Annotated in this window: 6 protein-coding genes; 4 read left to right on the top strand and 2 right to left on the bottom strand. The window is 72.8% G+C overall.

The genetic code is table 11. The features are described 5' to 3' along the window. The first annotated feature begins 152 nt into the window (after positions 1-152). The 3 genes from ACTIGN_RS10395 (at position 153) to ACTIGN_RS10385 (ending at position 10,601) form a co-directional block, all read left to right on the top strand. Positions 153-2,711 (top strand): sensor histidine kinase, encoded by a 2,559-nt coding sequence (locus ACTIGN_RS10395; RefSeq protein WP_439623500.1) that lies wholly within the window; start codon positions 153-155, stop codon positions 2,709-2,711. A 343-nt stretch (positions 2,712-3,054) separates the two neighbouring features. Beyond that, entirely contained in the window at positions 3,055-9,663 is a 6,609-nt protein-coding gene (locus ACTIGN_RS10390; RefSeq protein ID WP_439623498.1) for a secretin N-terminal domain-containing protein, read from the top strand. After that, positions 9,642-10,601, top strand: a complete 960-nt coding sequence (locus ACTIGN_RS10385; RefSeq protein ID WP_439623496.1) for a hypothetical protein — start codon at positions 9,642-9,644, stop codon at positions 10,599-10,601. The genes ACTIGN_RS10390 and ACTIGN_RS10385 overlap by 22 nt, the downstream gene beginning before the upstream one ends. 61 nt (positions 10,602-10,662) lie before the next feature. On the opposite strand, the gene ACTIGN_RS10380 is transcribed toward ACTIGN_RS10385, so the two are convergent. Both ACTIGN_RS10380 and ACTIGN_RS10375 read right to left on the bottom strand, forming a co-directional pair. After that, a complete protein-coding gene (locus ACTIGN_RS10380; RefSeq protein ID WP_439623494.1) occupies positions 10,663-11,490 on the bottom strand; it encodes an archaemetzincin in 828 nt (275 codons plus the stop codon). Between the two features lie 10 nt (positions 11,491-11,500). Next, a complete protein-coding gene (locus ACTIGN_RS10375) occupies positions 11,501-12,295 on the bottom strand; it encodes a hypothetical protein (protein ID WP_439623492.1) in 795 nt (264 codons plus the stop codon). Positions 12,296-12,409: 114 nt separating this feature from the next. Here ACTIGN_RS10375 and ACTIGN_RS10370 point away from each other — a divergent pair, with 114 nt between their 5' ends. Continuing rightward, positions 12,410-13,354, top strand: coding sequence for an ABC transporter ATP-binding protein (locus ACTIGN_RS10370; RefSeq protein WP_439623490.1), 945 nt, complete (start codon positions 12,410-12,412; stop codon positions 13,352-13,354). The last annotated feature ends 119 nt before the right edge of the window (positions 13,355-13,473 follow it).

The raw sequence follows: 13,473 nt of genomic DNA, 5'->3' as shown, positions 1-13,473 counted from the left end.
CGCCACGGAGGGCGGCCCCTACAAGACACTGGTCTGTAGGGGCCGCCCTCCGAGGCGGCCCGCGTGAGGCGAACGATCCCGACCGAGTGTCTGGCTTTCCTATTCGGATTTCGTGCTTCGGATTTCGTGCTTTTGCGAAGCTGGGGGAACCCATGATCCGCCGCGTCGGGTGGCCGAGCGTGTTCTGCCTCGTCGCCGGGCTGGTGTTCGCCGGCCTCGGGTGGGTGACCTACGCCGCCCTCGGCGTCGAGCAGGCCCAGCGCGAGGCCGCGGCCCGCGCCGAACTCGGCAACAACCTCCGCGTCGCCCTGTGGCGGCTCGACGGCCGCATGCTCCCGGCGCTCGGCGTCGAGGACAGCCGCCCGTTCTACCACTACGACTCGGCCGACCCCGCCGGGAACTTCGGCCCCGCCGCGACCCCACTTCTGGCCGCCACCCTGCCGGACTGGATGCGGCTCCACTTCCAGCTCGACCCCAACAAGGGGTGGACGTCGAACCAGGCCCCGACCGACCCCGGCGAGTGCGCCCGGGTCAAGGAGGCGTGGGCCGAGCTCCCGCTGACCAACTTCGGCGGCCCCCGCGAGACCGCCCTCGCCGACCTGAACGCGAAGTTCCCCGCCCGCGCCACCTGCGACCTGTTCGCCGCGCGCGACCGGGCCATCCCGGCCGACTCACTCCCGTTCGCGGCCCCCCTGTTCACCGAGGTGAGCAACATTGACCCGGGCCAGGCGACCCCGGTGGCAGTCGTGCGGCCGCCCGAGTCCGCCCCCAAGCCCCCGCCCCCGGCCGACCCCGCGGCCCAGCAATCCCCGGACCCGACCGCCGACGTCTCCCGCGTCCTCGGGTTCGACTTGTGCCTGCGGCCCGCCGACGCGCAGCAACAGGAGACGCTCCAGCAGCGGATGAACGACGCGGAGGCCGCGGCGCAGAAGGCGCGGGCCGAGTCCAAGACCCCGCGCGGGGTGGGCCAGTCGAACGTGGCGGTGCGGGGGCAGCGGTCCGAGACCGACCCCGGGATGCTCGAGTACCTGAAGCGCGCCCAGTCGTTCGGGAAGGCCCTCGAAGAGGCCAAGAACGCCTACGACTCGCCCCGCAACCCGGTCCAGAACTACCAGAACGACTTGAAGTACCAGCAGCAGGTCGCGGGGAACAAACTCGACCTGTTCCCTCCGTTCAGCCTCGCCCCGCCGGTCGGCACCGCCGGGGCCGGCAAGAGCGCGCCCCCGGCCCCCGGTCCCGCCGCGCCGGCCGGCTCCCCTGCGGCCCCGGGCGTTCCGGCCCCGGGTGCGGGGGGCGGTACACCGACGGCCGGCGACAAGGAAGCGGTGGCGCGCGACGAATCGCTGCGGTTCCGCGCCGAGAAGCTCGAAGCGCTCGACCGGCTGAGCTTTGGGCTCCTGAAGTCGGCCCTCGCCGAGCAGGACCGCCGCGACCTGGCGAAGAAACTCGACGACGCCCGCGACGGCGCCGGGTGGAACTGGCTCGGCCGCGATCTGTACCGCACGCCACGCGAGAGCGCCGGCGATTCGAAGGCGACGGTGAAGCCGGGGCCGAACGGCGTCGCCGGCGAGGACCGGCCCCCGGCGCTCCCGCTCGTACTGCCCCCGGCCCCGCACGCGGTCCACCTCGGGTCGATGCGGCCGCAGTGGGTCACCGGCCCAGACGGCACCGAGGCGCTCATGCTGGTCCGCGCCGCCCGCCTGGAGTTCCGCACCCCGGGCGACACCCGGACAGTGTACCAGGGCGTCGTCATCGACTGGCCGAAGCTCGAGGCGAAGCTCAAGGACGAGGTCCGCGACCTGTTCCCGGACGCGCGGCTCGTCGCCGTCCGCGACCCCGAGGGGGTCTCGCCCGACCGGGCCATGACCGCCCTGCCCGTCCAGCTCGACACCGGCACCGCGGCCGGCCTCCCGCCGGCCGGGTGGACCCCGCTGCGGTTCGGGCTGGCGCTGGCGTGGGTCGCCGCACTCATCGCGGTCGGGGCGGTCGGGTTGGGCGGGTGGACGCTCATCGACCTCGCCGAGCGCCGCATCCGGTTCGTCTCCGCGGTCACCCACGAACTCCGCACCCCGCTCACGTCGCTTAGGCTGTACCTCGACCTGCTCGTCAGCGGGATGATCACCGACGAGGCGAAGCGGCAGGAGTACCTGAACACGCTCGCGACCGAGTCGGACCGGCTGCACCGGCTCATCGACAACGTGCTCGACTTCGCCAGGCTGGAGAGGCGGCGGAAGACCCGCGACGCGAAACCGGTGCGGGTGAGCGAACTGGTCGGCCAGCTCCAACAGACCTGGACCGACCGGCTCGCGCAGGACGGCCGCGAGCTGGTGGTGGTCTCGACGCTCCCGCCCGAGCGCGAGGTGTCGACCGAGGCCGCGATGGTGCAGCAGATCGTCGGGAACCTGATCGAGAACGCCCGGAAGTACTCCCGCGAGGCGGCCGACACGCGGATCTGGCTCTGGGCGAAGCCCGGGGCCGGCACGTCGGTGGTCCTCGAGGTCGAGGACCGCGGGCCGGGCGTACCGGCGGCCGAGCGGCGGGCCATCTTCAAGCCGTTCCGCCGCGGGGCGGCCGCCGAGGCGACCGGCGGCGCGGGCCTGGGCCTGGCGCTGGCGAAGTCGTGGGCGGGGGTGCTGGGCGGGCGGCTCGCGTACCGCCCGGCCGACGGCGGCACCGGCGCGTGCTTCCGGCTCGAACTGCCGGGGGCGTGAGGCGCGACCCGCGCCCCTCGTCGCATCCGCTCCTCGGTGCGACGAGGAGGTGCTGTGGTTCTCGCCCCCGGGACACTCCCGACGCGCCCCCACCCGCCCCCGCCCGCCCGGGGCGCCCGCCTTCTCTCATCTCGATCTCACGCCCAATCGACGGGAGAAGTGCGGTAAACTGGGGGTTGATTAAATCCCGCGGGGGGCGGCGCGATTGTCGTTGCTCGCCCGGTCGGTCCCCGGTATTCACCCGCTCAACGTCTGCGACCACTTTCGGCGGGACCGCGCGGCCCATTGGGGAACGGGCCGCGGCACCAGTCGCCGCCGATCGCTTGCAGTTTGGGGGACGTCCATGCGATTCCGTCTCGGCCTAGCGGCCTCCGCGTGCCTGCTCGCCGGCCCCGCGAGTTGGGCCTCCGCTCAGCAACCGATGCCCGCACCGGCGGTGCCCGGCACCGTCCTCGGGCCGCCCGGGGGCCAGCCCGCCGCCCCGGCCCTGCCGCCCGAGAAGACCGTGTCCGTCGCGTTCAAGTCCGCGACGTGGGACGCGGTCCTCGACTGGTTCGCCACCGAGAGCGGGCTCACGCCCATCTACGCCGTCAAGCCGACCGGCAGCGTCACCCTGCTCCCGCCCAAGGACCGCAAGTTCACGATGGGCGAGGTCATCGACCTGCTCAACGAGGCGATGATCCAGCAGAAGTTCATCCTGGTCCGCCGGCAGGTGTCGTTCACCATCCTGCCGTCCGACGAGAAGCTGGACCTGAGCCTGATCCCCCGCATCGAGCTGTCGGAGCTCCCGCGCCGCGGGAAGACCGAACTGGTGCAGGTGCTGATCCCGCTGAAGACGCTCAGCGTCGAGGACACCGCGCCCGAAGTGCAGAAGATGCTGACCCCGTTCGGGGCCGTGTCGATGCTGTCCAAGACGAACACGCTCGTGATCGTGGACACCGCCGGCAACACCAACCGCATCTACCTGACGCTCCAGGAGGTCGAACTCAAGCAGAACGAGGGCGACTTCCTCACGCACAAGTTCCTCTACAAGAAGGCCGCGGAGGTGGCCGAGGAGCTGAAGACGCTCCTCACCGACCGCGACACCACGGCCACCGTCGCGGGGGCCACGCCCGCGGCCCCCGCGTACGACCCGCGGTACGGCGGCCAGCCGTACTACGACCCCCGGGGCGGGTACGACCCGCGGAACCCGGGCCGCGGCGGGCCGACCGGCGGGGCCACCCCGGGCCGGGTGAAGTCCGTCTCGATCACCGTGGACGTGAAGGCCAACACGGTCACCATCACGGCCCCGCCCGACAAGATCGCACTGGCCAAGAAGATCATCGAGGACAAGGACAAGCCGGCGTACCCGAACCAGCCCCCGATCAAGTTCACCGAGCCCGAGATCCGCAAGTACGCGGTCCCGGTCGGCACGGCCGACGCGCTGTCAAAGGCGCTCCAGGCGGACGCCCCGGGGCTCCGCGTCGTCCCGCTCCCGGCCACCAACGAGATCATGGTGTTCGCCACGCCCGAGGAGCACTTCAACCTCCTCGCCAAGCTCAAGGGCACCATCGAGGGCGGCAACTCGACCCCCGAGACGGCGGTGGTCCCGCTGGCCGTGACCGAGCCGGCCGAGATGGCCGGGAAGCTCGCCAAGCTGTTCCCGAGTTCGGCCGCCGGCGGCGCGACCATCGAGGCCCAGGTCGGCGGCCAGCCCGGCATCATCGTGAAGGGGACGCCGGCCCAGATCGCCGAGATCCGCAAGGCCATCGAGGCCATCGAGGGCGTGAAGGCCGACGGGACCGGCTCGGGGTTCAACCCGAAGTCGCGGACCATCTTCATCCCCGAGGGCAGCACCTCGGTGCTGGCCGAGAAGATCCGGCAGGCCGTCGAGGGCATGGGCGTGCCGGCCCAGGTCATCGACCCGGCCAACCCGCTGCGGCCGGCCCCGGTCGCGCCGCTCGTGCCGCCGACGGGCACCCCGGCCCCGACCAACCTGCCGGGCAACCTGCAGCCCGCGATCCCGCAGCAGCCGGGCACCGCCCCGGCCCCGGGCGCGCCCAAGAAGGTGTCGGCCGGCGAGCTGCGCGAGGCGCTGCCGGGCCGCGACGTGCGGCTCGTCGCGGCCCAGGTCGCCGACCCGGAGAAGAAGGACCCGCGGGCGGTCACCATCGTCGTCCAGGGGAACAAGCTGATCGTCACCAGTGAGGACCCGAAGGTCCTCGACACGATCACGGCGCTCGTGCAGTACTACAAGCCCGGCGGCCAGCCGGTCGAGAACCTGTTCAAGGTGATCCGCCTGAAGAACGTGGCCGCCGAGGACGCGGCCCAGGAACTCACCGAGATCTTCAACGGCCCGCAGCAGCGGCAACAGCAGGGCGGCGGCCGGGGCGGTCAGGGCGGCGGCGGCGGCGGCGGGCTCCTCGGCGGCCTCCTCGGCGGGGGCGGGGGCGGCGGCGGACTGCTGGGCGGGCTGCTCGGTGGCGGGGGCGGCGCGGCGGCCACTCCGGCCGGGGTGAACCCGAACCGCATCCGCGTCGTCGCCGAGAAGAGCAGCAACTCGGTCGTCGTCATCAAGGCGACCCCGATCGACCTGCTCACCATCGAGCACCTGCTGTCCCGGTACATCGACGGCGGGCCGGGCGAGGACGCGATCACCCAGAAGACGTGGATCGTGAAGGTGAACGAGGCCGCGGCGTCCGAGGTCGCGGCGATCGTCGAGAAGGTGTACCGGTCGGCGCTCGCCAGCGGCTCGGCCGGGCAGAACACCGTGGCCGCGTTCCCGTTCCCGTTCGCCCCGCAGCAGCAGCAGCAGCAACAGAAGCCGCCCGCGCTGAGCATCAGCGTGGACGACCGGAGCAACTCGCTGATCCTGAACTGCACCGAGGCGCTGGCCCGCGAGGTCGCGTACCTCGTCGAGACGCTCGACAAGCAGTCCGTCGCCACGACCGAGGTGGTGCGGCTCGTGCAGCTCAAGGGGATCGACCCGGCCCTCGTGCAGCAGGCGGTGAACGCGATCCAGGGGATCAACCCGCAGCAGCAACAGCGCGGCGGGGTCGGCGGCCTCGGCGGCGGTCAGGGCAGCGGGCTCGGCGGCCTCGGCGGCGGGCTGGGCGGGTTGGGCGGCGGCCTGGGCGGGCTCGGCGGCGGCCTCGGTGGGTTCGGCGGCCAGGGCGGCGGCCCCCGCATCGGTGGCGGCGGGCTCGGCGGTGGCGGCGCGCGGCCCGGCGGTGCCGGCGGAGGTGGAACACGAGGCGGCGGCGGGGGAACCCGGGGCGGCGGCGGTCGCCAGGCGATGAACGACACGGAGGGCCACCGAAATTTTGACTACCGGGGCACGGACGCCCCTTCGGCCCCCGTCTCGAACACCCTGTACGACCCACTCCTCGATCCCGAGTTCGGTGCCGTCAGCAACCGGACCTACGACCTCCCGGGGCAACCCGGCGTCGCCCAGACCGGCGGGCAGGTGCCGGCCGGCGAGCAGCCCCCGGTGCCGAAGGCCGCGGGCCAGGCCGGCCGCGAGCAGCTCCCGGGGTCGCAGGCCCCGCGCGGCCCGGTCACCACGTACCCGCTCCCGGGCCTCGACACCGTCGTCGTGCGGGCCGAGAGTGCCGCGGACATGCAACTGATCCTCGACCTCATCGAGGTGCTCCGCGGGTTCTCCAAGGGCGCGCAGCCGCGGCTCGAAGTGGTGCCGCTCGAGTACGCCGACTGCAACAACGTCGCCGACTTCCTCACCACCCTGTTCTCGCGGGTCATCACCGCCGGGCCGGGCGGCAACTACCTCCAGCAGCCCGGCACGCAGCCCGGCGGCGTCGGCGGGCTCGGCGGCATCGGCGGCCTGGGCGCGCTCGGGGGCAACCAGGTGCAGAACCGCGGCGTGTACTTCCTGGCCTTGCCGCGGTTCAACGCGGTGCTCGTGGCCGCGCCCGAGGCCCGGTTCGGCGACGTGCTCAAGGAGATCCGCCGGATCGACCAGCCGAACAACGTGCTGCCCCGCGCGTTCCGGCTGAAGCGGGCGTCGGCCCAGATCATCGCCCAACAGATCCAGAACTTCTGGGCGTCGCGGTTCCCGGGCGAGTCGACGCAGCGGAACCAGTTCCGCGTCACGTTCGACTCGGCGAGCAACACGGTATACGTCCAGGCCGGCGGGGCCGACCTCGCGGACGTCGAGGCGCTCATCAAGGACTGGGACACGACCGAGTCCAGTGCGATCAACGACGTGCGGATCTTCAAGCTCCGCAACGCGATCGCCAGCGAACTGGCGCAGGTCATCAGCAACGCGCTGACGGCGAACATCGTTAGCCCGCTGACGCAGGCCCAGTTCACGAACCCGCAGGCCCAGGCGGCCGGCGGCACGAGCCAACTCGGGGGGGTCGGCGGCCCCGGCCAGGGCGCGCTCGGCGGGGCCCTCGGTGGGGCGCTCGGCGGCGGCCCCGCGGGGGCCCTGGGCGGCGCGCTGGGCGGGGCGCTCGGCGGCGGCGGCCTGGGCGGCGGCCTCGGTGGCGGGGGCGGCCTCGGCGGGGGCGGTCTCGGCGGCCAGGGCGGCGCGCTCGGGAACACCCAGGTGCAGACGCTCATCCCGACCGTCGGCACCGGGTCGAGCGGGGGCCTCGTGACCAAGTCGAACACGCTCCGGTACTACTCCGCCCGCGACGGGCAGGTGGTCGAGTCCGGCCTGCTGGCCGACGTCCACCTGGTCCCGAACGTGCGGACCAACTCGATCATCGTGGCCGCGCCCGAGAAGACGATGCGGCTGATCGAGAAGCTCATCGAGAACCTGGACACGACGGCCGCGGCCGTGTCGGTCATCAACGTGTTCGAGCTGAAGCGGGCCGACGCGAACCTGACCGCCACCCTCCTCCGCCAACTGTTCACCGGCCAGACGACCGGCGGCGGCGCGGCCGGCGGGCTGGGCGGCGGGCTCGGCGGCGGCGGGGCGGGCGGGCTCGGCGGCGGGGGCGGGGTCAACGCCCAGGGCGTCCGCCCGCTGCTCACCCTGACCCCCGGCGACGTGGCCCCGGGCGCGAGCCTCATCGACCTGCGGCTGTCGGTGGACGACCGCACGAACACGATCATCGTGGCCGGGTCGTCCAACGACCTGGAGACGATCCGGGCCATCATCGCGCGGCTCGAAACGTCCGACACGCCGCAGCGGTACAACGAGGTGTACAAGCTCCGCAACGCGGCCGCGGCCGACGTCGCCAACACGATCCAGACGTTCGTCACCAACTCGCTGAACGTGCTGAGCGGGGCCAACTTCCTGACCGCGTACCAGAACCTCCAGCGGCAGGTGGTGGTCGTGGCCGAGCCGGTCAGCAACACCGTGCTCATCAGCGCCACCCCGCAGTACTTCAACGAGATCAAGCGGCTCATCGAGAAGATCGACGCGCAGCCGCCGCAGGTGGTGATCCAGGTGATGATCGCCGAGGTGCAGTTGAACAACGCCGAGGAGTTCGGCGTGGAGTTCGGCATCCAGAGTCCGGTCCTGTTCGCCCGCGGGGTGCTGCCCACGGCGACCACGACCAACGGCGTGACGAACGCGGCCCTCCCGGGGTACAACTTCGTGACGACCGCGCCGCTCGGGAACAGCACCCTGGCGCAGTCGCCCACGGTCGGGTTCCAGGGCCTGTCGCAGCTCGGCGTCGGCCGGGTCGGCACGCAGGGGTTCGGCGGGTTCGTGTTCTCCGCGTCCAGCGACTCGCTCAACGTGCTGGTCCGGGCACTCTCGGCCCAGAGCCGGGTGGACATCCTGAGCCGCCCGCAGGTGCAGGTGGCCGACAACCAGACCGGGTACGTCCAGGTCGGGGCCAACTTCCCGTACCTCAGCGCGAGCACCCTGACCGGGGTGGGCACGGCGCAGCAGTCGATCGAGTACCAGCCGATCGGCGTGACCATGCGGGTGACCCCGCGGGTGAACCCGGACGGCAAGGTGCTCATGCGGGTCGAGCCGCAGGTGGCCAGCGTCAGCCCGACCCCGGTGAACCTGGGCAACGGGATCAACGCCCCGGCGTTCAACGTGCAGACCGTGCAGACCACGGTCCTCGCGTCGGACGGCGAGACCATCGTGCTCGGCGGCCTGCTCAGCAAGCAGGACCAGCGGGTCGAGAACGGGTACCCGTTCTTCAAGGACCTGCCCTACGTCGGGGCGCTGTTCCGGTACCGCACGCGGCAGACCCAGCGGCGCGAGGTGCTCATCATCATGACCCCGCACATCGTCCGCAGCGAGGCCGACCAGGCCCGCATCCTGGCCGAGGAGGCGCAGCGGATGCACTGGTGCGTGCCGGACATCTCCCGGATGCAGGGCCACGGCATGGAGGTGATCGGGCCGGCGATGCAGGGCGCGCGGCCGGTGCCCACGAACATCACCCCGCCGGCCGGCGCGCCGACCTACGTGCCGGGGCCGTACTACTTCGGCGGCCCGGGCTCGCCCGACGGGGCCTACGGCCTCGGCAGCGCCCCGCTCCCGCCGGGCCTGCAGCCGAACCAGCCGCAGCCGGGCCTCGGCCAGCCGCAGCCGTTCAACCCCGGGGCCGTGCCGCAGCCCGGCACGGTGCCGGTGCCCGCCCCGGCGACGCCCGCGATCCCCGTGCCGCCGCCGGCCCCGCCGCAGCCGCAACAAGGGTACGGCGCGCAGCCGCAGGCGCTCCCGCTCCCGGGGGTGCCGGTGATGTCCGCGGCCCCGAACGTGACGCCGGCGAGTGCGACGTACCCGGCCGGGCCGCTGCCCCCGGGCACCGCGCCCGCGGCCCCGCCGCCGCAGGGCCGCAACTACCAGATGGTGATGCCCGACGGCCGGGTCGTGTACCCGACGGCGGTGGTGCCCGCGGCCCCACCCGTCTCGCCGACGGCGCACCGCGGGTTCGAGATGCGGGTGCCCGAGCCCGCGGCCGGTGCCGACGCGGGCCGGCCGACCGACGACAAGAAGCCTCGTGCCAAGGAGGGCGCGCAATGGGACGTGTTCAAGCCGTGATCGCGGCCGCCGCGCTGGTCTTTGGTCCGGGGTGCGCCGGGATGAACCCCTGGAAGAGTAAGCCCGAACTGGCGCGGTCCGGCGACGGGCTCCCGTCGGCCCCGCTGTCCTCGACGGTGCAACCGGAACTCGGCGGCCCGGTCGTGCAGGCGTCGGCCTTCTCCCCCGTCGGGGGGGCCGTCTCGACGTTCGCCAAGATGACCGGCAAGACGGTGGTCGCCGCGAAGGTGCCGGCCGCCGAGATCACGATCCTCTGGCGGAACAAGATCGACTACCTGCCCGACCCCACGCGCAACGGCGCGATGGGGGCGGGCCTCGCGGGGCAGTTGTTCCTGTTCGGGCCGGCGATGCAGTTCGCGCCGGCCGACGGGAAGCTCACGGTCGCGCTGTACGACGAGTCCCCGCGGCCGCAGGGCACCCCGCCGGCCGAGCCGCAGGTGTGGGAGTTCACCAAGGAGACGCTCAAGGGGCTGAAGACGCCCGACGAGCGGTTCGGGATGAGCTACGCGCTGTTCCTGCCGTGGCCGTCGTACCGCCCGGACGTGTCCCGGGTCCGGATCGCGGCCCGGTACGAGCCCGAGAGCGGCAACACGCTCTACCCGAAGGAGACCCGCGTCACCATCGACACGGGCACACTGGCCGACGGCGGGAACTGGTCGAATACGTCGGTCGTGCCCGGCGCGGCGGGGCAACCGGGCGGGTTCAACGCGCTGGGCGGGCCGCCGCCGGCCGCGGGGACCGGCCCGGGTCTCGGGGTGCTGACGTCTCCGGGGGCCGTCCCGGCCGCACCGCCCGCGGCGCTCCCGTCGGGGGTGCTCCAACCGACCCCAGCGAGCTACGGGAGCCTGGCCCCCGTTGGCGCGGGCACCCCGGCCGGCCTTCCGCCCGAGGCGCAGAATCTGCCGCCGATCGCCATCACTATCCCCCGCGGCCGGTAGCCGCGTGAGAAGTCAACGAGCCACGGGGACCGCCCCGTGGCTCGCTGCGTTTGTGGGGCCGTCACACTTCGTGCAGATCCCCGGCCCTTCCGAACCACGCAGCATCATTGAACCCGTGTGCCTCGCAGAACGCCGCGAGTCGGCGCAAGTACCCCACGGGTTCCACCTGAAGGTTCCAGACGAGTTTCCGCAGGCACACCGGGCACGGGTTCAGCGGCCGCGTGTCGCGCTCGTCGGCGTTGTTGCAGCCGTTCATCAGGCACCGGTTCGCGGTGCAGTGCAACAGGGTGAGAACGTGGGCGGTCTCGTGTACCGCAGTCATGAGCGTGCGGCGCAGGCACAGCCGGAACGCCTCGTCGCTCTTCGCGGGGTGGCCGTTGCGGTAGATCGACAGCACCGCGACGCGGCGGCGGAGGTCGGCCTGACCGTACACGAAGTTCCACCCGTCGCCCGCCCACAGGTCGCGGGGTGTGAACGCGAGGTACGCCAGGGCGTCGCCCGGCCGGTCCGGTTCAAGGACGTCGTGCAGGACGTACGGCGCGAGGAGTTGCCGGTCGCCCCACTCCGGGTGCTTCCGCTTTGCCGCGTTGGGGATCGCGACCGTCGGGCCCGTGCGGCGAACAATCACGGGAGCATCGAAGTACAGCGCCAGGAACTCGCGGGTCAGGTCGAGTACGACCCGTTGCGCGGCGTCGCACTCGCCGATCTCGCACAGATAGATCGTGTTCAATTTGGCGTCGCGCCGAACGGGGTTTCCCGCGAGGTACTGGGGGAACGTCTGCCCCTTCTCACGGTGCTCGGCGAGCCAGTCGCCGGGGCGCGGCCGTTCGAGCGGCTCGCCGAGCGGCCCAAGTCGGTCCTCGATCTCGGGGTAATCCTGTTCGTCCATCACGGCTCCTTCACCCGTCCCCCAGCAGCGCGTCGAGGAGCCAGCACCCGCGGGCGTGCGCCGCGGGCCGGTAGCAGTGGTCGAGGACGGCGGCACTGTCGCACCCCGCGTCCTGGAGCGCGTCGCCTAGGACGGGCATCAACTCGAAGGCGCGGTCCGTGGCGATCAACTGCGAGAGATCGACCACCGTGCGGGTCGCCCACGCGGACCGGACGGCGACCGGCGCGAACGGGTTGCCGAACACCTCGTTCAGCAGCGCCACCTGGTCGGCCGTGTTCACCAGGTACACCGGCGGGGCGAACCGGTCGCCGAGCCCGCGGTGCGCCCGGACGGCCGCGGCGACCAGCGCGTCGAGGAACACGGTCGGCCGCTGCTCTTCCGGCGCCCACCACACTCGCGTGACGGCCTGGAGCGCCGCGTGCGCGAACCGCCGCGCACGCACCCACCCCTCGCGGTCGGTCCCGCCGTCGGCCCGGCACTCCACAGTTGCAACCGCGTGCCGCGCGTCGTCGCTGGGGGCGTCCCAGCGGGTGCGAGCACACGCGCAGTAGTAGAGCCGCAACTTCCGCTCGACGTCCGGTGGCGTCAGGTGGAACACGGTCCGCGGGTCGGTCGCGAGCCGCACGACGCACCGGAGCATCGTGCTCGGGCACCCGCACAGCCAGTGCAGTTCAGTGGGGAGGGGGCGCAGCCGCACCGCGGGCGGGGGCGGGAGCGGCAGTTCGTGGGCGGGCCGCCGCTTCCGCTCGCGGCGGTGCCACACGCTTCGCAACGAACCGGACCGGCGGACGTGCCCCGTGAACACCGGAACCTCGGGTGCTGGGTGCCGAGACGCGGCCCGCCGTCGTGGCGCGACCGGAGGCGGGAGGGACGCGGCCGGCGGGCGGGAGGTTCACGGGCGGTTCCCTACAATTCTCGCATGACACCCGCCATTCTCGTGACCGGCCTCGTGAAGACGTACCCCGGCAGGCCGCCCGTCGAGGCGGTCCGCGGCCTCGACCTCGCCGTCAAGGTCGGCGAGTGCTTCGGGCTCCTCGGCCCGAACGGGGCCGGCAAGACGACCACGCTGGAGATCATCGAGGGGCTCCTCGACCCGACGGCCGGCGAGGTCGAGGTGCTCGGACTCAAGTGGGGCCGCGACGACACCGCGATCCGCCGCAAGATCGGCATCTCGCTCCAGGAGACCCGCCTGTCGGACAAGCTCACGGTCCGCGAGACGGTCGCGCTGTTCCGGTCCTTCTACCCGAGCGGGCCGACGCCCGACGAGGCGATCGCGAGCGTCGGCCTCGAGGAGAAGGCGCGGGCCTACGTCGACAAGCTCTCGGGCGGGCAGCGGCAGCGGCTCGCGGTCGCGACGGCGCTCGTCGGCGACCCGGAGGTGCTGTTCCTCGACGAGCCGACGACCGGCCTCGACCCGCAGTCGCGGCGGTCCCTGTGGGACCTGATCCGGTCGATCAAGGACCGCGGCCGCACCGTCGTCCTCACCACGCACTACATGGACGAGGCCGAGCGGCTGTGCGACCGGGTCGCGGTCGTGGACCACGGGCAGGTGCGGGCGCTCGGCACGCCCGCGGAGCTGATCGCGCACCTCGGCGGCGAGCACGTCATCGAACTGGAACTGGCCCCGGGGTCGCCGGCCCGGCCGACGGAGTCGGAGCTGAAGGCGCTGCCGACGGTGAAGTCGGCGAAGGCGGACGGGGACACGTTCCGGCTCACGGCCGCCGAGCCGCACCGGGCGTTGCCGGCGCTGCTCGACCTCACCCGCGGCACCGGGGCGAAGGTCGCGGGCCTCACCACCCGCACCGCGACTCTCGAAGACGTGTTCGTGACCCTGACCGGCCGCCACCTCCGCGACGACGCATGACCAGGAGTTTCAAGTTTCGAGTTCAAAGTTCAACGTTGGAAGCCCGACGCACTCGGAAGGTGTGAAGCCCGCGAAGATCGGCGCGAGGTGGTTGGCGGGCCGCCACGGAGGGCGGCCCC

Origin of the sequence: Gemmata sp., from assembly GCF_051859125.1 — a bacterium.
GTDB lineage: Bacteria > Planctomycetota > Planctomycetia > Gemmatales > Gemmataceae > Gemmata.
This window is presented reverse-complemented; position numbering and strand designations above follow the sequence as displayed.

What these genes read in the sequence shown, in the direction of transcription:
- ACTIGN_RS10385 (WP_439623496.1), top strand. Translation starts at nt 9,642, where the DNA reads ATGGGACGTGTTCAAGCCGTGATCGCGGCCGCCGCGCTGGTCTTTGGT.
- ACTIGN_RS10380 (WP_439623494.1), bottom strand. Translation starts at nt 11,490, where the DNA reads ATGGACGAACAGGATTACCCCGAGATCGAGGACCGACTTGGGCCGCTC.
- ACTIGN_RS10370 (WP_439623490.1), top strand. Translation starts at nt 12,410, where the DNA reads ATGACACCCGCCATTCTCGTGACCGGCCTCGTGAAGACGTACCCCGGC.
- ACTIGN_RS10395 (WP_439623500.1), top strand. Translation starts at nt 153, where the DNA reads ATGATCCGCCGCGTCGGGTGGCCGAGCGTGTTCTGCCTCGTCGCCGGG.
- ACTIGN_RS10390 (WP_439623498.1), top strand. Translation starts at nt 3,055, where the DNA reads ATGCGATTCCGTCTCGGCCTAGCGGCCTCCGCGTGCCTGCTCGCCGGC.